This is a genomic window from Methylobacterium nodulans ORS 2060 (genome assembly GCF_000022085.1).
Classification (GTDB): Bacteria; Pseudomonadota; Alphaproteobacteria; order Rhizobiales; family Beijerinckiaceae; genus Methylobacterium; species Methylobacterium nodulans.
Genome location: NC_011894.1, coordinates 4,392,299 through 4,412,886, shown reverse-complemented (window position 1 = coordinate 4,412,886; position 20,588 = coordinate 4,392,299). Strand labels below are relative to the sequence as shown.

At 68.5% G+C, this 20,588-nt stretch carries 17 protein-coding genes and 1 pseudogene; 9 read left to right on the top strand and 9 right to left on the bottom strand.

Annotated elements, in window-relative coordinates:
* The first annotated feature begins 268 nt into the window (after window positions 1-268).
* Window positions 269-421, top strand: coding sequence for a hypothetical protein (locus MNOD_RS48180; protein WP_015930879.1), 153 nt, complete (start codon window positions 269-271; stop codon window positions 419-421).
* 612 nt (window positions 422-1,033) lie between these two features.
* On the opposite strand, the gene MNOD_RS48175 is transcribed toward MNOD_RS48180, so the two are convergent.
* On the bottom strand, window positions 1,034-1,189 hold the full coding sequence (locus MNOD_RS48175) for a hypothetical protein (protein ID WP_015930877.1): 156 nt from the start codon (window positions 1,187-1,189) through the stop codon (window positions 1,034-1,036).
* Between the two features lie 536 nt (window positions 1,190-1,725).
* On the opposite strand from MNOD_RS48175, the gene MNOD_RS20540 reads away from it, so the two are divergent.
* Both MNOD_RS20540 and MNOD_RS20535 read left to right on the top strand, forming a co-directional pair.
* The gene (locus MNOD_RS20540) at window positions 1,726-2,907 is read left to right on the top strand and encodes a glycosyltransferase (RefSeq protein ID WP_015930876.1); all 1,182 of its coding nucleotides are present in this window, start codon (window positions 1,726-1,728) and stop codon (window positions 2,905-2,907) included.
* Window positions 2,904-3,710 (top strand): WecB/TagA/CpsF family glycosyltransferase, encoded by an 807-nt coding sequence (locus MNOD_RS20535; RefSeq protein WP_015930875.1) that lies wholly within the window; start codon window positions 2,904-2,906, stop codon window positions 3,708-3,710. The genes MNOD_RS20540 and MNOD_RS20535 overlap by 4 nt, the downstream gene beginning before the upstream one ends.
* A 225-nt stretch (window positions 3,711-3,935) precedes the next feature.
* Here the strand turns inward: MNOD_RS20535 and MNOD_RS49270 are convergent.
* The 3 genes and pseudogenes from MNOD_RS49270 to MNOD_RS20525 all read right to left on the bottom strand — a co-directional run.
* Window positions 3,936-4,079, bottom strand: a pseudogene (locus MNOD_RS49270) (VOC family protein); the annotation flags it as partial.
* A 284-nt stretch (window positions 4,080-4,363) separates the two neighbouring features.
* Window positions 4,364-5,686, bottom strand: a complete 1,323-nt coding sequence (locus MNOD_RS20530; protein ID WP_015930872.1) for a lipopolysaccharide biosynthesis protein — start codon at window positions 5,684-5,686, stop codon at window positions 4,364-4,366.
* Between the two features lie 13 nt (window positions 5,687-5,699).
* Window positions 5,700-6,701, bottom strand: a complete 1,002-nt coding sequence (locus MNOD_RS20525; protein ID WP_015930871.1) for a lipid II:glycine glycyltransferase FemX — start codon at window positions 6,699-6,701, stop codon at window positions 5,700-5,702.
* Between the two features lie 199 nt (window positions 6,702-6,900).
* Here MNOD_RS20525 and MNOD_RS20520 point away from each other — a divergent pair, with 199 nt between their 5' ends.
* Together MNOD_RS20520 and MNOD_RS20515 are read left to right on the top strand one after the other, a co-directional pair.
* Window positions 6,901-7,698 (top strand): polysaccharide deacetylase family protein, encoded by a 798-nt coding sequence (locus MNOD_RS20520; RefSeq protein WP_015930870.1) that lies wholly within the window; start codon window positions 6,901-6,903, stop codon window positions 7,696-7,698.
* Window positions 7,685-8,812, top strand: a complete 1,128-nt coding sequence (locus MNOD_RS20515; protein ID WP_015930869.1) for a glycosyltransferase family 4 protein — start codon at window positions 7,685-7,687, stop codon at window positions 8,810-8,812. Before MNOD_RS20520 ends, MNOD_RS20515 begins: the two co-directional genes overlap by 14 nt.
* 136 nt (window positions 8,813-8,948) lie before the next feature.
* On the opposite strand, the gene MNOD_RS20510 is transcribed toward MNOD_RS20515, so the two are convergent.
* From MNOD_RS20510 to MNOD_RS20490, 5 genes are all read right to left on the bottom strand, one after another.
* Window positions 8,949-11,015: a right-handed parallel beta-helix repeat-containing protein gene (locus tag MNOD_RS20510; RefSeq protein WP_015930868.1), complete on the bottom strand. Its 2,067-nt coding sequence runs from the start codon at window positions 11,013-11,015 to the stop codon at window positions 8,949-8,951.
* 3 nt (window positions 11,016-11,018) lie between these two features.
* Entirely contained in the window at window positions 11,019-13,109 is a 2,091-nt protein-coding gene (locus tag MNOD_RS20505; protein WP_015930867.1) for a GumC family protein, read from the bottom strand.
* A gap of 148 nt (window positions 13,110-13,257) precedes the next feature.
* Window positions 13,258-14,634 (bottom strand): O-antigen ligase family protein, encoded by a 1,377-nt coding sequence (locus tag MNOD_RS20500; protein ID WP_015930866.1) that lies wholly within the window; start codon window positions 14,632-14,634, stop codon window positions 13,258-13,260.
* Window positions 14,635-14,730: 96 nt separating this feature from the next.
* Window positions 14,731-15,708, bottom strand: a complete 978-nt coding sequence (locus MNOD_RS20495; RefSeq protein ID WP_015930865.1) for a hypothetical protein — start codon at window positions 15,706-15,708, stop codon at window positions 14,731-14,733.
* Between the two features lie 318 nt (window positions 15,709-16,026).
* Window positions 16,027-16,245 carry a hypothetical protein gene (locus MNOD_RS20490; RefSeq protein ID WP_015930864.1) on the bottom strand — a complete coding sequence of 73 codons (219 nt, stop codon included), beginning with the start codon at window positions 16,243-16,245 and terminating at the stop codon, window positions 16,027-16,029.
* Between the two features lie 301 nt (window positions 16,246-16,546).
* On the opposite strand from MNOD_RS20490, the gene MNOD_RS20485 reads away from it, so the two are divergent.
* The 4 genes from MNOD_RS20485 (at window position 16,547) to MNOD_RS46975 (ending at window position 20,385) form a co-directional block, all read left to right on the top strand.
* Window positions 16,547-16,729: a hypothetical protein gene (locus tag MNOD_RS20485; RefSeq protein WP_015930863.1), complete on the top strand. Its 183-nt coding sequence runs from the start codon at window positions 16,547-16,549 to the stop codon at window positions 16,727-16,729.
* A gap of 324 nt (window positions 16,730-17,053) precedes the next feature.
* Complete coding sequence (locus MNOD_RS20480) at window positions 17,054-18,412, top strand: tyrosine-type recombinase/integrase (RefSeq protein ID WP_015930862.1); 1,359 nt, start codon at window positions 17,054-17,056, stop codon at window positions 18,410-18,412.
* 187 nt (window positions 18,413-18,599) lie between these two features.
* A complete protein-coding gene (locus MNOD_RS20475) occupies window positions 18,600-18,800 on the top strand; it encodes a helix-turn-helix domain-containing protein (protein ID WP_157091526.1) in 201 nt (66 codons plus the stop codon).
* Between the two features lie 781 nt (window positions 18,801-19,581).
* A complete protein-coding gene (locus MNOD_RS46975) occupies window positions 19,582-20,385 on the top strand; it encodes a hypothetical protein (protein ID WP_015930860.1) in 804 nt (267 codons plus the stop codon).
* The last annotated feature ends 203 nt before the right edge of the window (window positions 20,386-20,588 follow it).

The window sequence follows — 20,588 nt, the reverse complement described above, 5'->3', positions numbered from 1 at the left end:
CATCAGCCCGGCTCGCGCCTCGGATCGGCCTCGGCCACGGCGGTCCTGCCGGGCTTCACGGCACGGCGTCGCCGACGACGGACCTGGACCGGCGGCGAGTCGCGATCCCGCCCGCCGCTTCCATGGCGCTCACGCGGGATCCCGTGCCGATGTGCCCGCCTGGCCGCCCATGCGGCAGCGACATGGCTCCTATCTGGTATCTGGCATACCAAATATCAGTGTGCGGTGCGATATATGTTGCGTCGCACAACACATCAGGACGCCTTCCATGACCGCTCTCTTCCTTCTCGGCTTCGTCGCGATCGCCGCCAATGCGCTGCTCGCCGTCTTCGCTGCGGACCGGCTGACCCCGGAGGTGGCCGCCCTGCCGCTGGTCGCCGGCAATGAGAACGAGGTCGCGGCTGCGAGGCTTGCGGCGTAGCCCATCCGAAGCCGGCGCGTGACGTGCCGGCCGGGGCCGCGGTCACTCGCCTCCGAAGTGCGCGGCGTATCCGGGTCCTTCGTACCCGGGTCCCTGGATCGCATCGGCGACGCTGAGCGCCGTTCCGATCACCAGCAACAGCAACCCAGCCCCGATCAGGCCCATGGCTTCGAGGGGCCGCCACCCGTTCCGGGTTCTGCGTCCCCGCGTGTGCTCGGCCTGTGTGGGACGAGCGATGACACGGGACATGGGTGATCGCGCCTTTACCGTCAGTCGTCGAGCCTGGGGGAAACCCGTCGTGAGGATGCAAGCCTAGGCGGCTGTGGTTAACGATCCATTACGGTCGCGTCTTCGACGCGTTCGCTTCCCCCGGCCGCTGGGCTGTGCCGGCTCTCCGTCTGTTCAGCCGTCCCAGACGCTGGAGAGCGACTGCGGCAATCCGGCCTCCGCCCGGACAGGGACGAGGCCGATCGACGACGTGCGGTCGGGCGCCGACAGGCGCGCCCGGCGACTGCTCGTCCTCCAGCCAAGCTTCGCTCTCCAGCCAAGGCATCCGCCTGCCGGCCGGCGGGCGATTGCGCCTGGCCAGTCCGGCGCCGGAGCGGATGCACGTCACCCGATGCTGTAGGTCCGTTCGATCGCAACGCCGCAACTCTCGGCGAGGCTGAAAGCCAATTCGCGGGTGAGGCCGAAGATGAGCGGGCGGTCCCCACGCAGGAGCGTGTAGCTGCCATCCGGCTTGACCGTGATGCGAATCGGCTCCGACATCGGCGTCTCCCTGTGATCGGCTGGCTCGTGCGGAGCGGCCAGCGTCTGGTGACGCTACGCTAGGCTGATTCGCCGTCGAACAGAAGGCTGGGCCGCCATCACGCGCATCCGGTGATCCACGGCGCGGCTCATCGGCGGCGCCTCATGTGCCGCGCTGAGCGACAATGTCGGTCATCGATCCCTGGGAAGCGTTTCGCAGCACGGCGTCGGCCGGAATCCCGGCTGTCCCGAAGCGGAGCGCGTCTCGTGCTGCATGGCACAGGCCGGTCTGCGGGATTCTCCGTCGAGAGCGATCGTCTTCAGAGATAATACTGAACAGGTAGGAAAATCGTCTCGTTGTGAGACGAAACCGGGTGGCATGAGGCTCGCTCAATTCGGAGCATCTGTGATGTGCCGCATGAGCAAGCCAGGATGCCGACCCGCCTACCGACGGCCAGGACCTCCAAACCGGATGATCGGGCGACGCGAGCGCTGATCAGCCCGACGGGACGGAGCCCCGCCCGCACCATGCTGCTCGTGGCCGGGAGCCGGATGCCGTGACGCCCCGGATTCTCATCGTCCACAACCGCTACCAGATCCGCGGCGGCGAGGATGCCGTGGTCGAATGCGAGGCGGCGGCGCTCGCACGGGCCGGATGCGCGGTCGACACGGTCTTCGTCAGCAACGACGACATCCGCGGACCGGTCGACCGCCTGCGGGCCGCGATCGAGGCGCCGCGCGCGCCGCGCGGCATCACCCGCGTCCTGGAGGCGGTCCGCCGCTTCCGGCCCGACATCGTGCATGCGCACAACACCTTCCCGCTGATCTCGCCTGCCGTGCACGCGGCCGTGCGCGCCGCCGGCCCGGCGACGGTCCAAACCCTGCACAACTTCCGGGTGGCCTGCGCGGGCGCCATGCTGCTGCGCGACGGCACGCCCTGCGAGACCTGCCTCACGGGCTCCCCCTACGCCGCCGTCCGCCACGGCTGCTACCGCGGTTCCCGCGTCGGCTCCCTCGCGGTGGCGCGGATGATCGATTGGCATCGCCGCGCGGGAACCTGGTCGCACAGCGTCGATGCCTTCGTGGCCCTCACCGAGTTCGCCCGGCGCCGGTTCATCGCGGCGGGCCTGCCGGCGGATCGCATTGCGGTCAAGCCGAACGGCCTGGCGGATCCGGGGCCGCCCACGGACGCCCCGCGCGAGGGCCTCCTCTTCGCCGGCCGCCTGAGCCGCGAGAAGGGGCTCGAAACGCTCGCCGCGGCCGCCGCCCGGATGCGCGCGCCGGTCGAGGTCGCCGGCGACGGCCCGCTCCGCGCGGATCTCGCCGGCGCCGCCGGGCTTCGGCTCCTCGGGAACCTGACGCCCGCCGAGGTTCAGCACCGGATGGCGCGGGCCGCTGCGCTCGTGGTGCCGTCCCTCTGGTACGAGGGCCTGCCGATGGTCGTCGTCGAAGCCTACGCGGCCGGCACGCCCGTCATCGCCTCCCGGATCGGGGCACTCGCCGACCTCGTCGAGGACGGCATCACCGGATTCCTCGTCACTCCGGGCGATCCCGATGACCTCGCCCGCGCCCTCGACCGGGTCCTCGCCGATCCGGCGGCCGCCCGCCGAATGGGGGCCGCCGCCCGCACTGCCTATGCCCGGTCCTGGACCGAGGAAGCCACCACCGCCTCGCTCCTCTCCATCTACCGGCGGGCGCTCGCCTCCCGGTCACTCGCAGGTCTGCAGAGCGCGTCATGAGTCACGATCCGGCCGTTCCGCGCTTCCGCTTCGCCGGCATCGGCATCTCCGTCATCGATATGCCGGGGCTCGTGCGCACGATCGCGCGGCGCCTCGACGGTGCCCATACGGTGCCGGGGAGCTTCGTCGTCTTCCGCGATGCGCATGGCATCGTGCGGGCGACCGAGGATCCGCGGCTCCGGGCGGCGCACGAGGCGGCGCTGCTCGTCTGCCCGGACGGGCGACCGCTCTACTGGCTCGGGCGCCTGCGGGGTGCGGCGGGCATCGGGCAGGTGCCGGGCATCGAGGCGGTGGAGGCGGTCTGCCGCGCCGGCGTCGCCCGGGGCTGGCGGCACTACTTCCTGGGCGGCGGCGAGGGCGTCGCCGCCCAGCTCGCCGCGACCCTCTCGGCGCGCATTCCCGGGCTGGTCGTGGCTGGGGTCGAGACGCCGCCCTTCCGCCCCCTCGACGCCGCGGAGGTCGCCGCGATGCACGAGCGCATCCGGCGATCGAGCGCGCAGATCATCTGGATCGGCCTCGGGACGCCCAAGCAGGAACTGTTCATGGCCGAGCATGCCCCGTTCCTGCCCGGCACGGTGGCGATGGGGGTGGGTGCAGCCTTCGACGTGCTCACCGGACGGGTCCCGCGCGCGCCGCGGGCGCTGCAGGTGCTCGGGCTCGAATGGGCCTATCGCCTCGCGCGCGAGCCGCGGCGGCTGGCAGCCCGCTACGGGCACACGATCCCCCGCTTCCTCGTCCTGGCGCTCCGGGAGAGCTGGCGGGGGCGGCGGACGACCGTCCTGGCGAGCGCGGCATCCGAGTGACGTCGAGGCGGAGCGAGGCCGTCGAGGCGCTCCTCTCCTGACGGGCGAATATCGGCGAAGATGAAAGATCCACCGGCAATGGTCCGGAACCCCGGCGGATGCGGGAAGGCCGATGCGAGCCCGCAGGCCGCGAGCCGGCCTAACCGTGGTTGAGCTGCCACGGTTCAACTGCCAAGACACGCCGAAACGGTCGCTGACCCAAGCGAAGAACCTGCTGAAGCCGTCATGTGCGGCCGGCATCATCTCGCTCCCGCTCGCACCCAGGACCTTGCCGAGCCGCCTCACCTCGTCCTCGGAACCGCACTCGACGAAAAACGAGGAGGGGGTGAAGGAAAAGGCATGCCGCCCGATGCTGTCGGTGCGCAGCACTGCCTGCTCGCCGATCCAGAAGGGGCTCGTTTGATCGAGCCTTCAGCCCCAGCCTCGCCCGGCCCCTATCGCTCCATCGCCTCGATCCGCCCATCCGGAAAGGCGGACAGGTAGAAGTCGAGCGCTGCGGAGCCCTCGCCCTGGAACAGGAGGAACGGCAGGACCGATGGCCTCTGCATGCCATGGTCTCCTTCGCGGCACTGGCTCCCCCACTCGAGCGTCCAGGGGTTGGACGCGGTCCTGCATCGGGCGGGGTCGATCGCATTCCGCCTCCGGGCGCGGCCTCACGGGGAGGCTTCCGGCCCCCGCGACTGGCGCCGAGGACCGGCCCCCCGGCGCATGGCGACGACGAGGTAGACCAGCGAGGCCACATGCCCGGCCGTCACCGCCGTCACCGCGCCGGTCACGCCGCCATAGGCGATCAGCGGCACGACGGCCACCAGGGAGACGATCATGCTGACGCCGAGCGCGCTGAAGATCACGCGCGTGTTCTGCTTGGCGCGGAAGTAATGCGCCGTCAGGTCGCGCAGCAGGATCGCCACGACGCCCGCCGCCAGGATCTGCAGACAATGGGCGTAGTCGGCAAAATCCGGCCCGAAGATCAGCCGGAGCCAGAACGCGGCGGGTCCCGCGAGGAGGAGCAGGATCGCCATGATCGGAAGCCCGAGCCGGAGGCCCGCCCGCAGCAGGTAGCGCTTGAGCGCCGCCTCGCCTCCGTCGGCATAGGCGCGCGCCGCGGCCACGGGCAGGACGTTCTCGGTGGCGGCCAGCAGCAGGAGCACGGTGCCGATCAGATACTGCGCCGCCCGCAGGCCGCCCAGCGCGTCGAGACCGAGAGAGGAGCCCGCCGCGATCCAGACGAGCTGCTCCTGGGCGAAGGTGACGAACACGATCGGCAGGAGCCAGCGGGCGATCGGGGTGTGGCGCCGCGCCAGGGCGATGAGGTGCAGGCAGCGGGTCGAGCGCAGGGCCGGCCTCGCGACCCTGATCACGATGGGCAGCGTCGTGGCGAAGGAGGTGGCGGCCAGCAGCCACACGAAGCCGCGGCAGCCGAGGGTGCCGTGCTCCAGCCAGACGATCCCGGCGGCGAGCGGGAAACCCGCCGCGCGGGCGAGGTCCATGCCGAGCGCCTGCATCCCCTCGCCCTGGGCGAACAGCAGGCGGCGCAGCGTGAACTGGATGTTCTGCGCCAGCATCAAGGCCGATGCCGCTACCAGAGCTTCGACCGAGGGCGAGCCGCTGAGGAGCAGCGCCACCACCACGAAGGCGGCCCCCGGAAGCGAGAGCAGGAGGGCGCTCGCCAGGATGCTCGCCGCATAGGCGCGCGAGACCTGACCGTGCATGCCGGCCAGCGTCATCATCGGCGCCGTGATGAGCGCATTGTGCAGGCCCTGCGCGAAGGACAGGACGATCAGCACCAGCGCGAAATGCCCGAACTCGACGATGCCGAGGAGCCGGGCGGCCGCGATCCCGCTGAGGAACCCGAACCCGCTGACGACGCCCTGGTCCGCGAGCGAGACGAGGGCGGCCGGAATGCGCCTTACGCGCCGCACCAGGGCGAGGTGGATCCGCTCCAAAGTCGAGGCGGGGAGGAGAGCATCGTACATCGGGCGATCCTCCTCAGCGCCGGGCCAGGAAGGCCGCCGCGGCGTCGCGGACCAGCCGGCTACGGCCATAGAGCCAGAGGGGAGTGCTCTGGACGACGTCGCGGCACAGGCCGCGCTTGAACTCGAAGACGCCGCGATTCGCCGCCGGGTCGATGCCGCCGAAGTCGAAGATGCGGCAGCCATCCTGCCTGGCGCGCTCGATGCAGCGCCAGACCGCGAGCGCCGCCGCATGGGTCGCCCGGGCGCGGTCGTTCGAGGCCGTGAAGAAGTCCGTCCAGCGCTCCGGCGCGGTGTGGGCGATCCGGATCAGGACCGGCTCTCCCTTCTCCCGGACCTCCAGGAACGCCAGGCGCGGATCGGCGGCCGCCACGTCCCGATAGGCCTGCGTGTCGAGGCTGCTGGTGAAGCCCTTGCGGACCTTGAGCGCCGCATACATCCGGCTGAACGTGTCGAAGGCCCGGAGGCGTTCGGCCGGATCGGCGAGGAAGACGGTGGTCAGATCCGGGTTGCGCTCCGCCTTGCCGAGCGCCTTGCGCCAGCGCGGCTCCATGCGCGCCCGGATCGTGTCCGCGTCCTGCGTGAGGTCGAGCTCCAGCGTGTGATTCCTGGCCGAAACCACCGGCGTGAAGCCATGCGCGAGCAGCGCCAGCACCGCCTCCCGGCTCTGGAACTGGTGGTAGTTCACGCCGAGGAGGTCGCTCCGGCGCAGATCCAGATGCGCGAGAAAGGCCTGGATCACCGCCTCCGCCCGGGCCTCGCCCTGCGGTGTCAGGATCGGGCAGCCCTGGGCCAGAACGAACCGCCCCGGCCCGCGGCGCCGCTGCTGATACTGGATGAAGGCGAGGTCCTCGCCCCCCTCGTTGCGGATCGCGATCCGCTTCACCGCCCAGCCCAGGCGGGTCTTGTAGGCTCCCCACGGGTGCGACGCATAGATGTTGGCACCGGGCTGCCGCCAGATCGCGCTGTCCCAATCCGAGGCGTCCGCGAGGTCGAGAACCGCGAGGTGACCCGCCATGAACACGCATCCTTTGCTTGCTGCCCCGCCGCGGGACATCGGCCGTGTCGATGCGGCCCTCATCGCAAGGGATGCGCCGGACTGCCTCTGCAGGCTCAACTGTTGTGCAATGGGGTAACCATAACCTCGCGCGCACTGACTTCCACCATAGCTTGAAGGCGCAGCGTGTTGTAACGACGCATACAGTTCAGGGCCGCTCATGCACCATTGGGTCAAGACCGCCCTTCGCGACACGCCGGGACTGCGCGACCTCGCCCTGCGCGGGGGCGCCATGCTGCGCTCGGTGGCCTGCGCGGAGCCGGGCCTCTACACGCTCTGCTATCATCACGTACCGGTCGCGCTTCAGGACCGGTTCGCCGCGCAGCTGCGATTCCTCCGGCAGCACGGCGAGTTCATCGACGCCGATACGGCGGTCGAGCGTCTCGCCGCCGGCTGGCCGCGCTCCGATCGCGCCTTCCTGATCAGCTTCGACGACGGCTATGCGGACAATGTCGACGTCGCCCTGCCGGTGCTGCAGGCGCTCAAAGCCCCGGCGATCGTCTTCCTGGTGAGCGCCTGGATCGACGCGCCGCCGCTTCAGGGCCGCGAGCGCGTCTACATGAACCGGGCCGACGTCGCGGCGTGGTGCGCCGCCGGGCTGCAGGTGGGCTCCCATGGCGTCACGCATGCGCGGCTCAGCCGGATCGGGTCCGAGGCGGTCGCCGCCGAGTTGAGCCAATCGCGCCATCGGCTCGCCGCGCTGACCGGCCAGGACATCGTGCATTTCGCCTGCCCCTGGGGCGTGGCCGAGCACGATTTCGACCCGACGCGCGATCCCGGCCTGGCCCAGGCCTGCGGCTATCGCACCTTCTTCACGACGCGGCGCGGCCACGCAAGCGGGCCGGAGGATTTCCTGCTGATGCCGCGCCACGTGGTCGAGCCGCATTGGGCGCTCTTCGAGTTCGAGGCGCTTCTCGGGGGGCGCAAGCGTGGATGGTGGTCCCGTGGCGCGGCCTGACCGCGGGGCGGCGCCCCGCCCGCTCGTCGTGGTGACCGGCGCGCTCGCTCCCTACACCCATCGCCTCTACGAGCATCTGGCGCAGCGTCTCGACCGCCCGCTGCACGTCCTGTCGTGCACGCCACGGGAGACGGCCCGGCAATGGGTCGTCGAGGCGCCGCGGCACTTCCGGCACGAGGTGCTGCCCGGCCTGCGCTGGCATCGCGACGCGATTCGGAACCTGTACCTGAACCCCGCGGTGGTGCCGCGGCTCGCCTCCCTGCGGCCGGCCGCCCTCGTCCTCAACGACTTCTCGCCGACCATGCTGCTCGCCGCCTCGGCGGCCCGCCTGCGGCGCATCCCTTACGCCATCCGGACCGACGGCGTGCCGGAGACCGATCCGGGCGGGCGCTCCGCCCCCCACCGCCTGCTGCGGCGCGCCATCGTGTCGGGCGCCGCTTTCGGGATCGGGCCGAGCGCCGGCAGCGCGCGGCTCCTCGCGCAATACGGGCTCTCCCCGCAGCGTTTCGCGCTCAGTCCCCTCTTCCCGGCCTGGAGCCCGGCCGCCGCACCGCCTCCGGATGCGGAGCGTCCCTACGACGTCCTGTTCTGCGGCATGCTGAACGAGGAGGTGAAGGGCGCCCGGTTCTTCACGGAGGTGGTTCTCGGCTGCCTGGCACGGGGACGCCGCCTCTCCGTGCGGGTCGCGGGCGATGGGCCGCTCCGGGCCGAGATGGAGCGGCGTTTGGCCGAGGCCGGCATCCCGGCGCGGTTCGATGGGTTCCTGTCCCAGCATGCGCTGGCGGAGACCTACGCCTCCGCCCGCCTGTTCCTGTTCCCGAGCCGCGGCGACGTCTGGGGCATCGTGGTGCAGGAGGCGCTTCAGAGCGGGACGGCCGTGCTGGCCTCGCCCCATTCGGGCGTGGCGCGCGAACTCCTGGAGGCGGAGGGCTGTGGAATCGTGCGCGCTCTCGACCGGGACGCCTGGATCGACGCCACCCTCGAACTCCTCGACGATGCGACGCAGCGGCACGGCTTGCGTGCTGCAGCCGAGGCGGCCCTGCACCGCTACACGCCCGACGGCGCGGCGCGCGGCTATCTCGACGCCCTCGATCGGATGCTGTTGGCAGCTTGATAATACGGCTTCCGACTGAAGCCTTCCGAGACGAGTGCGCGCGGGGATCCCCTCTCCCGTGTGGGAGAGGGGATCCCCGCGCCCTCTTGTCTCCGAACGGATCAATCGGAAGCCGTATGACGCGCCGCTTCGCCCGTCAGCGGGAGATGGCCCGGAACGGGGATTCCGGAAGAATGTCCCGGCGCATCCCCGCGAGATCCATCCGCAGCGGGACCTTGCGGTCGGCGAAAAGCCGGGCGAGCGTCTCGGGCTCACGCCCGGCCGGCAGCACGAGGCCCGGCACACTCAGGATGGTGTTGAACAGGATGATCTGCCGGCGCGGATCGCCCGCCTGCTCGAAGACCAACTCCCGACTGTTCAGACAGATATTGTCGACGATCGTGTTGTTCCGGGCCACCTTGGGCTCGCCGGAGAGGAGCGTCGCCAAGCCGGGATAGCGCTCGCGCCATCGCGCCGAGGCCACCGGAACGGCCGCGTAGGCGGCGCGGATCTCCGAATGGGGGTCCGTCACCGCCTCTGCCATCCAGGTTTCCCCCCGCGAGTCGAGGCTCACGGCCGGGCTTGAGGACACGAAGACGTTCTCGGAAACGGTGTTGTCGCTGCCCCCACCGATGAAGACGGGCTTCTGCACGGCGACGAACAGGTTGCGCTTGACGCTAAGTCCGCTCGCCATGTCGTCGAGATACACGCCTTTCACCTCGAAGCCAGGCGCGGGCTCGATGTCGTGGATGTAGTTCTCCTGGATCGCGGAACCGCGGGCGGTCCAGTCGCGTCCGGCATAGATCGCACCGGAATCGCTGACGCCCCGCAGGAGACGGGCGACTTCGTTCCGGCTGACGAGGTGATCGTTGCCCCGCAGGTGAACGGCGTAGCCGATCGCGTCGTGGATGTAGTTACCGACGACCTGCACTCCGACCCCGTCGACATCGACGGCGGGATTCTGCGTCGGCGACAAGCGGGCGAAGCGGGTCACGCGGCTATCCCGCAGGAACAGGCCGCCGGGCAAGAGGTCGACGCGATCGCCGCCCGCCAGGCGGACGGCCGTCGCCCCGATGTCGTGGATCGTGCAACCCTCTAGGCCGCCGCCCGCGACGTCCTCGAACACGGCCGCGCGGCCGGCCGCCCATCCGAGGTCGCTGTGCCGGATGACGACGTCCTCGCCGCCCTTCACGACGACGAGATCGCCGCGCGCCCGGTCGAGCCGGAGGGTCTCGATCCGCACATGCCGCGCCCGGTCGGCCAGGATCAGGGATTCGGCCACGCTCGCTTCGAGCTCGGGCGCCCCGGCGGGCGGCCAGGCGAGCAGGAGGCCGCGCTGCCGGTCCCGCCACCATTCGCCGGCCTCGTCGAGTTCGCTCAAGGCATGGACCAGCGCGGCGCGGGCGCCCGCCTTCACGCCCTCGTAGGGCGCCTTGGCGAGGGCGAGCACGCCGCGCCGCGGTTCCACCTGGCCCACGGGAATCGTCTCCTGAAGCCAGTCCCAGCGCCAGAAGCCCTCGGCCCAGAGGTCGGGCTCGTGCTCCCAGGGCCGACCGGGTGCATCCTCGAAGACGAAGGCCGGGAGGCCGAACCGCTCCACCGGCTGCACCTTGGCGTAGCCGTCGTTCGGCCAGCGGGCGGGCCGCAGGGCGCCGGTCCGGTCGAACACCTCCATGACGTGCGGCGAGCGGTCGCCGAGCCTGTTCGGCTGCCGGAAGCGGGGCTCCCGCGCCAGGGTCTCGGGCAGCCGATAGGCGCGGACGGCTTCTCGCGCCACCTCCGGAACCCGGTCGCGCAGATCCGCCGGAACTGGCACCGACTGCAGGGGCAAGCTGCCGGTCAGCCGCGAGGTCCCGTCGGCAGCCCCGCGGATCACGAGCGGGCCGTCGCGCGTCCCGCTGTGCTCGGGACCGATCCTGACCGCCCGCGCGACCCGGTGCAGACCCGGCTCGAGCGCGATGACGATCGGCCCGGCCTCCCCGCGCCGCCGCAGCTCGGCCGCGCGGGCGAGAGCGTCCTCAAGCGTCGCGAAGCGATCCTGCGCGCTCAGGCCGGGCGTGGCGCCGGTGGGCGCGACCCGCAGGAATGCGGGCTGGAGCTCCCGTGCCTCGCCGGCTCCGGCCAGCAATCCGATCAGGGCCGCGCTGCGGCAGAGCGCCGACAGGCGCGACCGGTGCGCCACCCGCGACCGTCCGCTTGCGCCGCATGCCGGGATGCCCTCCATGCGTCAGGACTCCGAGGTCACGTCCGTGGCGACCAGACGAATCCGTGCATCCTGCCCGATGGCCTCGAGCGCGCTCCGGATGGGCGCGAGCGCACTGCGAGCGGTGCTGACCGTGAAGAGCACGGCCGAGAAACGGTCGTCCCGCGCGAGCTGCTCGGCCGTCATCGCGCCGCCGATGAGGCCGGCATCAACGACGATGAGGTCGTAGTCTTCGCCGGTCCCGAAGAGCGCCGCCGCGAGCGCAGCCGTACCGCCTCGCAGCGCCTCGTCATCGACGGGCAGGAAGGCGATGCCGGACGGCAGCCTCACCAGCGCGTCGCCGAGGAGGGCCCGGCCGCGAAGCACGTCGCTGACGGTCCGCTCGGCATGCTGGTCGAGGTCGCGGCTGAGAGCCGCCTCCGGGTCGGCGTCGACCAGGAGAACGCGCTGGCCCTCGGCGGCCGCGCAGGACGCGATCCCGAGTGCGAGCGCCGACTTGCCGCAGGAATCGTCCGCCGAGGTCGCGACCACGGCGAGCGGCCGCTTGGCCGGCCATTCGCGCTGCAGCCGGCCGCCCACCCGGGCGACGGCGAGGTCGAAGGCCCGGCTCGCCGGGCCGCTCCGCCTCGGCAGAGCCCCGATCACCGGCAGTCCCGTCACCTGTTCGAGCCGCCGCCTGGACCCGACCCGTCCGGTGACCGGCACGGCGACGAGGGCTGCGAGGATGCCGACGCCCAGGCCGCCCGCGAGCGCGGCCGCGAGAATGGCCATCGGAGACGGTCCCTGCCGGCGCGCCGGCGGCGAGGCCGGCGAGATGATGCGCGACGAGGAGGTGTCGAGGCGCTGCTGCTCCTGCAGCTCGCGCGCCCGCACCAGGAAGGTCTCGTACACGGCCCGGCTGGCCTCGACCTGCCGCTCGAGCTCGCGCAGCCGCACGAAGCTCTCGCCCACCGTCAGCGCCTCCCGCTTGCGGGTGTCGAGGGTCGCCGAGAGGGCCGCTTCATTGGCAAGCGCTGCCTTGTACTCGTTGCGCGCCGCCGCGGCGATGCGTCTGATCTCGGCATCGATCTGGCTGCGCAGGCTGCGCACCTGGACCTCGCTGGTGCGTAAGGCCGGATGGCGCGGTCCGAGATTGACGATCATGTCCGCACGCACGGCTTCGAGCTGCGCGAGCTGGGTGCGCAGCTGCCCGATCGTCGCCGATTGCACCACCTCGGTAACCGCGTCGAAGCCGATCCTGCCTTCTGCCAGGGCCTCGATCTGCTTGAGGCGGCCGCGCTGCTCGGCGACCTTGGCGCGGGCGGCGCCGAGCTGGTCGCTGAGCTGCGTGAGCTGCTGCTCGCTCACGAGCTGGACGCGCGTGCCCACGATGTTGTTGGCGGCGCGGAACTCCTGCGCGCGATCCTCGGCCTGGCGGAGCGCCTCCTGCAGCTCGCTGAGGCGGCCGGACAGGGCCGCGCCGGCTCTCCGGGTGAGCTGCGCCCGCGTCTCGGCATCGGCGGCCAGATAGGTCTCGGTGACGGCCTGGGCGAGCCGGGCGGATTTCTCCCGGTCCTCCGTGGTGACGCCGAGCTCGACCACGAAGCTCCGCTCCAGGCGGCGGGCGCCGGTCCGCTCGCGCAGCGCGCGCAGCGCCGTGAGTTTGGGATCGGCCGCGACCGGGCGTTGGCCGAGCGCGGCGGCGATGCGGGCGCGCAAAGTGTCGAGGAGAGAGGTGGCGCCGCCGAACTCAGGATCGTGTTCCAGATCGAAACGCTCGACGACCCGCGTCAGCACGTCGTCGGAGGTGAGCACCCGGATCTGGCTGTCCACCAGGAGCAGGCTGGCATCGCTGGCCTGGTCGGCCGGCGTCACGCCGTCCTTGATCACCTGAAGTCCGCGCGGGTCGATCAGGATCTGGGTCGAGGCCGGGAATTTCGGTGGGACGCAGAGGATCCAGACGAGCGCCGCGGCGGCCAGACCGAGGACCGGGCAGAGGACGATCGCCCACCGGGGCCGGAGAGCCTGAACGATCTCCCGCGGATCGAGAAACCAGGGCTCCGACGATGAGGCGGGCTTCCCGCTCGGCTCGGCGTCGAACAGCACCGCCGACGGGACGCGCTCGATCATGGTCATCGTAGACTCTTCCAATCTTCGAGCCGGTTCCGGCCGCTGCGTTAAGTCCCGGCCTCGGGGATCGCCGTCCGGATCCGTGCTTTCCGAGCGGCAATCGATCGACTTTGGGACATCAATGGCCGTTCGACTGCTCACGGAGTTTCTTGCTTCAAGAGGCGTGCCATGCCTGCGCAACCCGGAGCGGCCCGCCCCCCGTCCGGACCATGGCGAGCCCGGCCTCGCGGCCCCGCCTCAGGGCGCCGATGCGGCAATAGGCCAGCATCGCCACGAAACCGAGGACGTTGACGTTCCAGTCCTGGAAGATGCCGGGCGTCGTCATGCCGTTGAGGGCGAGGAAGATCACCATGGTGACGATGAAGCGGCGGTGGCGAAGGTGCAGCACCATGCCCCACCGGATCGCGGTGCCCAGCACCACGGCCGCAAAGCCGATCCCCACGATGCCGGTTCCCGCCCAGGCGCTGAGGAACATGTTGTGCGAGCTCGTGATGAAGACCGCGTCGCGCCCCAGTTCCTCGGCGAGCTCCGTGGTCGAGGTGAGGAGCTGGACGAAGCGATCCCCCGCCGAGAAACCCGACCCGACAAGATGGTCCTGCGTCGCCTTGATGAAGGTCGGCCAGAAGGTGCCGCGCCCGGTCGCGTTCGCGAGTTCGTCCGGCGGCTTCTGCAGCAGGGCCGAGAGCAGGTCGAGGAGAGCCGGGAAGGCCGAGAGGCCGAGCATCAGGACGAGAAAGGCGGCCACGACCAGGGCGGCCGTGACGCCTCCGAGGATGCGGATGCGTCGGTGCGGCGACGCGATCATCAGGCCCGGTACGACCGCGACGAGCGCCCCCGTGCTCGCGGCCGAACCCGCGATGATGAAACCGATGAGGGCGAGCAGCAGGTAGGCCGCCCGGCGCGGCGCGCGGGGATCGAACGCCACGAGGAGCCCGAGAGCCGCGCAGACGAGAGGCATCATGTTGTTCTTGGCCGCCGAGAACACGATGCCGCTGGCGAGGCTCTCGGCGATGATGGGCGCGACGGCCACCAGCCAGACCACCACGAAGATCGCGAGCAGGTCGGCCAGGCGGCGCTCGATATCGCTGCGATCGAAGATCAGGATGCTGGCGAGATAGAAGATGCCGAGCTCAACCGTGCGATAGGCCGTGTAGGCGGGCACGATCGACCAGAGCGTGCTGAGGCCGTTGACCGCGATCATCAGCGTGAAAGGCAGGTAGGGCATGGAGAACGGCACGAGCAGGATGCGCCGGTCCATGACGACCTTGACCGCGAGATAAAGGCCGGTCAGCCCGGTGAGCACCAGCGTGACGATGTTGGAGGCGGTCAGCCCCTCCTCCAGGACGGCATTGCCGTCCGTGCGCGGCACGACGAAGACGAGCGGCATGAAGGCGAAGACCGCGACCAGCGTCATCGGCACGGGCAGCGGCACGTTCTGCGGCGCAGTGACGGTCGCGAGATGATGTCTCGCCATCGGGTAGGCGAGCAGGAACCACACCACGATCGCGAGGGACAGCAGCATGTTGTGCATGGTGGTCCACTCCTCCGATGTCTCGCGGCCGTGCGTGATGCTCGTCGCCGCGCGGGCTTGGTGATCCGGTCTTCGAACGATCGTTCGGAAACCGGATCACGCCCCGAACAGCACGATCTCCGTGTAGGAGAGGTCGCCCGGATCCGGCGGGTTCGGCCCGCGATAGACCTTCGGGGCGCGTCCGGCGAAGTAGCGCCCGAAGGCGCCCCTCACCGGGCCGTCGGCATCGATCACGAACCACGGCATCGCATGATGGCGCAGGAGATGGCGCCCAATGGCGCCGAGCCAGGTGGACAGGTCCAGGTTCGGCGAGCGGTAGACGACCTGGAAGCAGGGCAGCCGCGGCCATGCCCTTCGCCCGGGGACGAGGTTCAGGCTCCGCCGCTGGAAGATGATGGCCCCGGCCCGCTCGCCCTCGGCACAGACCAGGCTGATGCAGCCGTAAGAATGGTGGTCGCTGACGAGGCGTGCTTCGGAGGCCGGCAGCACGCGAAGGGCCTCGGCCGAGCATCCCCGCACGGATTGCCCGTTCGGCGCGCGGCTCAGGGCCGGGAGGACGAGCATCTGCCCCTGGCAGAAGCGCCGGAAGCCGCGCACCTCGTGCATCGCCCAGGTGTGGGGTGCGGGCGAGACGTTCACGTAGGTCATCGTCCTGTCGCGCATCGCGTAGCCGTCGAGGAGGACCCCGAGCGCGCGGAAGCGCGGCTCCATGTACCAGCTCGACAGGTTGCAGCGCAGGTGGGAGCCTGCCTCCCGCTCGACCACCTGGCAGAGGGCAAGTAGGACGCCCACGGGCTCGCCCTCGTGCTCCAGGAGAAAGCCGTAGCGCGGGACGCCGGGCGGAAGGGGCCGCGCCCGATGCCGTGTCAGGCCCCTGCGCCAATACGCCTCCGACCGGTCTGGGAAGCCCTTGCGGAGCAAACGAAGCACCGCGTCGAGGTCGGGCTCGTCGATGGTCCGGCAGCGGATATTCAGTGAGCGCACCGCAGCGCCGGGCGCGCCTGCGCCGGCCTTGCCGTCCGGGTCGGCCTTGGCTGCCGCGACGGCCATGTCGGCCCTGCTCGGCGCATGCATCGGTGCTCTCCCGCGCGTTGTCCCGATTTCGGGACAGCCCCGCCCGTCGGAGCGAAGCGCGCGCCAAGCCATGCCGGCGCAGCCGGGCTTTTCGCGAGCTTGCTTAACGCGGGCCGGCCTCCGAGAGGCCCGCGCGGCCGGCCCCGCAGCGGGACTTGCCGATCGCGCGCCGACGCCTCGCTCGTCCGGTGTGCCAATCCGGCACGAGGTTCCTGCCATCGTCTCTGAATGACCGATGCAGGCCCTTTGGTGCGCGACCCGTCGCTGCCCGGTCCGGAGCTTTCGGATGCACCGCTCCGCCGGCTCACCCGAAGGCGATCACCGCCCCGGGTTCAACAGGCGGCGAACCTCGCTGAAGAAGTCGACGGCGGCGTCCTTCTCGGCATCCGCCCTGTCGCCCTTCGACGCCACGGTCATGATCTGGGCGTCCAGCTTGGCGTTCACATGGGCCCGGAAATTCGGGTCCTTGTCGTGCAGATACTTGGCGATCATCATCAGCGCGGTCTCGATCACGCGCGCGCGGGTCTCGACTTCCATCACTGACGCGTCCCTTTTGGGCAGAGTGTTCGGGAGCGCGACGGGCCCGATTGGCCAGCAGTCCGGCCGGCGCCATCTGCGGACCGCGACTTCTCCTCGGCTCTGGAACAAACTCACCTCGTCGTCTTAAGGAATTGTGCAGCGGACCGCCTGACCGGGGCGGAGCCTCGCGTCTGCCGTCATGCGGAGTTTTCCCGCACTCGATGGCGACGAGGGGGCCCGGCTCGACGCGGTCAGGCCGGCGCTCTCTCGGGACGCTCCGGGTGATCGCGAACCGTCCGGATGGGAGGGACACGAGTTCATGAGCCAAGGATCTCCCGATGACGACCGTCAGCGTCTGCGAAGCGTGCTAGCGCTCGGCCTCGTCCTGGCGCTGGTGTTCGGAGGCGTCTGGCTGTTCACAGTCCTGCGGCACGAGGCGCAGCTCGAAGACTGCCTTGCCAGCGGCCGCAGGGATTGTGATCGGCTTGTGAACAGCCGCTAGCCAACGAATTTGCGCTGACGACGACGTCCGGTGCCACCTCGGCAAGCCACCGCAGCGGTGGGCCGCAGCAACAGATCGAGGGACAATTTCGGGAAGGTCATGGCCAGCACACCAGCCACATGCGTGGACTTGCTGGCGCGCCCTACGGGACTCGAACCCGTGTTTTCGCCGTGAAAGGGCGAACTTCATATCCCGACCATCATCCACCGACGTCCATACAAGTCCATATTTATCAAGGCGATAGGCGGATGTTCATCCACCGTTGTCCATCGCCGTCCACCTCCGTATATTTGACGGATATTCGACGGGTTCGGGGCGAGCGACATGGCGAAGGTTCTTAAGGAGGCGGCGATCACAACGCGGCAAGCTCGCCAGCGCTTGCCTGCCGGCCTGCACTGGCGTGGCATCGACCCGGACGTGCACCTTGGCTACCGCAAGGGGAAGCGCGGCGGCGTGTGGCTGGTACGCTGGCGACACGGGAAGGGATACCGGCAAACCCCTCTCGGCACAGCGGACGATGCACTGGGAGAAGGCACGCTGGACTTCAACGCCGCCGTGCGCGCCGGGCGCGATGCTGTCGAGGCAGCGCGAGCCGAAACCAAGGCCGCAGCGGACGGCCCCACTCTGACGGTTCGGCTCGCAGTTGAGGTCTATATCGCAGAGCGGAACGCCCGCGACAGCCGGCGCAAGGGGCGCGATGTGCAGTCGGATGCCGGCTACCGGCTCACTCGGTACATCGTCGGTCAGGAGGCGAAGGGGAAGCGCAAGGCGATCCCGGCCACTCCGCTGGCGAGTGTGGCCCTCCACGCGATGCAGGAATCCGACCTCGCGGCATGGCGGGCCGGCCTTCCGGCGTCACTTAAGGCGACAACGTTGCAACGGCTCATCAATGACTTGAAGGCTGCACTCAACGGGGCCTATGCCGCAAACCGCAATCGGCTCAATCCGACATTTCCGGCCGTAGTCAAGAACGGGCTGCGCGCTGAGGCTGGTGACGGCGACGAGGCGGTCCCATTGGCGCGCGATAACCAGATCTTGTCAGACACACAGGTGGCCTGCCTGCTGAAAGCTGCGCGTGAGATCGATGTGGAAGACCATTGGGAAGGCGATCTGTTCCGCCTCGTGGTCGTGCTTGCAGCGACAGGCGCACGGTTCTCCCAGGTCGCACGGATGCGCGTTCGTGATGTTCAGCGGACTCATGGCCGCCTGATGGTTCCCGTCTCTCGGAAGGGTAAGGGCAAGAGCGGAAGCGTTCCGGTGCCGGTCGGTGCGGACGTGCTCGAAGCTCTCCTGCCGGCCGGGACCGGGCGACAGGGTGAAGCGCCTCTGCTGGAAAGGTGGCGCAACAAGCAGGTGCCCGGCAGCATTCGGTGGGAGCGTGTCGGGCGTGGGCCTTGGAAGGCAGCGGCGGAGATGGTGCGACCGTGGCAGCTCATCCGCGACCGGGCCGAGATGCCCGACGTGATCCCGTATGCCCTGCGACACTCCAGCATCGTGCGGGGTATCCGGGCGAATCTCCCGATCCGGCTTGTCGCGGCGCTGCACGATACGTCAGTCCAGATGATCGAGCGGCACTACGGGCGCTGGATTGCTGACGGCCTGGAGGAGCTTGCGGCGAGGGCCGTGATTCCGCTGGTGCCAAGCGAGGGCGGCAACGTCGTGCGGCTCGCCAAACGTCAGTGATCAGCGCCGCCGAGAACCGTTAGATGCCGCAGGCTCACCCGCGGATAGCGTCCCGCCGGTCCGATTCACCCACTTTCGCCCCCTCCCCCACCGTCCTCGAATGGAGCTGTGGGCTCGCTGGGCAGCCTCTGGGCGCCTTGCTCGGCAGATCGCCTGTAGGTTCATTGTCGCGGAGGTCGCCGTCCCCGTGGTCGTAGCGGCCGAGACGGCCCAACACGGGCGCGGCACCCTGGCCCATGGGCACCTCGCCGCCATCGCGGGCGTCTCTGTCTCCACGGTGAAGCGGGCGATCCGCGCGGCCCGGGATCTCGGGCTCCTAAGTGTCGAGGAGCGCCGCGTCTCCGCCTTCCGCAACCTGCCTGCCGTGACGATCGTGAGCCGCGAGTAGCTGTCCTGGTCCCGCCGGATGAGCCCAGGGGCGGAGGTCAGTTTGGAATAGGAACGCATACTCAAAGAGATAACCCGGTACCGTGGAGGCCGGTGGAACCGTCGCAATGGCTGGTGGGATGGCCGGATGGCAGTGATGGCGGCTTGCTAGGTTCGAACAGGGCCGCAGAGATGGCTAATTCCTGCTTATAGCCGCCCAAACTAGCCTAACTCGTATGGGCTACGCCAAACGGATTAGGCAATCAACATGCTTGTCTGAACGGTTTCCAGCTCTGACTAACTAGCTCTGCAGCGGAGTAAAATCCTACTCTGGAGGTGCAACCTAAATGTACCGAGGTGGCGTTAAAGTCCGTGTCTTCTCTCAAGTGGAACACAATCAGATGACACGTAACGTAGTTCACAGCTTGAGACTGATCCGAGAAAGTGGTTGGCGCCCCAATATGTCTATCAACTCCTACAGTAAAGCATATAACTACAGCACAGGCCAATTAATGACTATCGTTTATGGCTCATATCACGATCCCCATATACTGGCAGAGACATCTACCTGAGAGCAGAGCTGTCTTGAATCCGTATATGTGGAGAAAATCTCCGAGTGGTGCTGGCTGTCTTCTAATCATACGGTTCAAGATTCACGATTTGAAACCAAGACGATCTATGATGGCAACCTTCGTGACAGCCGCATCTTCCATGATTTCCGGGACGTTATTTCTGGCTACGTTTGGTAAGTGGCAGATCGGGCGTTCCTAATGCACCGCAAATTGCAGAATGGGGAAGCGTTCATGAGCGCGGAAATAGAACTGTGCCCAGCTGAAGTTCTTGGCTTGATGCACCTCGGGCAGGATCGTAGCGTCGATGCCATCAAAATAACCATCATATCTTTCATTGTGCAAGGGCTTATGAAAATTGAGGAAAATATACAGAAGGGATTTGCCAATATCAAGAGACGATCGGTTTTGCTAAAACTTACAGAGAACACCCCTGCGGCCATATCTGGCCCAGACGGCGCAGTCCTCGAGACGCTTGCTCCCATCGGCACGACCGGCGAGGCTATGCCGAAAGTAGTATCGCGGCTAAAAAAGCAATTTGGTTCAACTCTATCTTCATTCAATAGCCAACATATCGTTCCTTCACTTATGAATCGAGGCTTGATTGAAGCAAGACGCGAAAAGCTGATGTGGATCATACCAGTTACTCGATACCGCACCACGTCCTCCGGCGAAATTGAACGCAACAGATTGCTTGGCCTTGTGCAGAAAGCAAAGGAGATACTTAAATACCTTGACAATGATCCAGCTCAAGCTGCGGCTCTAGTTTCGACCTTGGGAGTATCTATACTCGCCGTAGAAGAAATAAGGCCATATATCGCCCAGCTTTCTTCGCTTATGAGAGCATACCAAGGAGTAGACGATTTTTCTGATAGCACCGATTTTGGATCAGTGTTTAGTTTGGAGAATTTCGATTATTCGGCACTGGATACACTAAGCGCAGATCTCGCTGTGCTTGACGCTAGTTTTGACAACAGTGCTGATAGCAGTGGGGGTGATAGTAGCAGCGGGGACACCGGAGGCGGCGGCGGGGACTAATCACCACGATCGTGTTGCGACCTGCGCGGCGGGCTTGAGAGGGGCAGCACCGGCCTCATTCTCACGCTCGCAGCCAGGAGCCCAGAGGAGCCCCAAAAGGCTAGCAGAGAGATCCAGCCGCATGCTGGCCAACAAGACTGCCGGCTCTCTCCGTTTGTAGCGGGCGCGCATAACCGCCGCTTCGTGGACGACTTCGGGCCTGA

Excerpts from the sequence above, each read along its gene's own strand:
- MNOD_RS20495 (WP_015930865.1), bottom strand. The coding sequence starts at position 15,708 with ATGCATGCGCCGAGCAGGGCCGACATGGCCGTCGCGGCAGCCAAGGCC.
- MNOD_RS48175 (WP_015930877.1), bottom strand. The coding sequence starts at position 1,189 with ATGTCGGAGCCGATTCGCATCACGGTCAAGCCGGATGGCAGCTACACG.
- MNOD_RS20530 (WP_015930872.1), bottom strand. The coding sequence starts at position 5,686 with ATGTACGATGCTCTCCTCCCCGCCTCGACTTTGGAGCGGATCCACCTC.
- MNOD_RS20490 (WP_015930864.1), bottom strand. The coding sequence starts at position 16,245 with ATGGAAGTCGAGACCCGCGCGCGCGTGATCGAGACCGCGCTGATGATG.
- MNOD_RS20480 (WP_015930862.1), top strand. The coding sequence starts at position 17,054 with ATGGCGAAGGTTCTTAAGGAGGCGGCGATCACAACGCGGCAAGCTCGC.
- MNOD_RS20500 (WP_015930866.1), bottom strand. The coding sequence starts at position 14,634 with ATGCACAACATGCTGCTGTCCCTCGCGATCGTGGTGTGGTTCCTGCTC.
- MNOD_RS20505 (WP_015930867.1), bottom strand. The coding sequence starts at position 13,109 with ATGACCATGATCGAGCGCGTCCCGTCGGCGGTGCTGTTCGACGCCGAG.
- MNOD_RS20535 (WP_015930875.1), top strand. The coding sequence starts at position 2,904 with ATGAGTCACGATCCGGCCGTTCCGCGCTTCCGCTTCGCCGGCATCGGC.
- MNOD_RS20510 (WP_015930868.1), bottom strand. The coding sequence starts at position 11,015 with ATGGAGGGCATCCCGGCATGCGGCGCAAGCGGACGGTCGCGGGTGGCG.
- MNOD_RS20520 (WP_015930870.1), top strand. The coding sequence starts at position 6,901 with ATGCACCATTGGGTCAAGACCGCCCTTCGCGACACGCCGGGACTGCGC.
- MNOD_RS46975 (WP_015930860.1), top strand. The coding sequence starts at position 19,582 with ATGAGCGCGGAAATAGAACTGTGCCCAGCTGAAGTTCTTGGCTTGATG.
- MNOD_RS48180 (WP_015930879.1), top strand. The coding sequence starts at position 269 with ATGACCGCTCTCTTCCTTCTCGGCTTCGTCGCGATCGCCGCCAATGCG.
- MNOD_RS20485 (WP_015930863.1), top strand. The coding sequence starts at position 16,547 with ATGAGCCAAGGATCTCCCGATGACGACCGTCAGCGTCTGCGAAGCGTG.
- MNOD_RS20525 (WP_015930871.1), bottom strand. The coding sequence starts at position 6,701 with ATGGCGGGTCACCTCGCGGTTCTCGACCTCGCGGACGCCTCGGATTGG.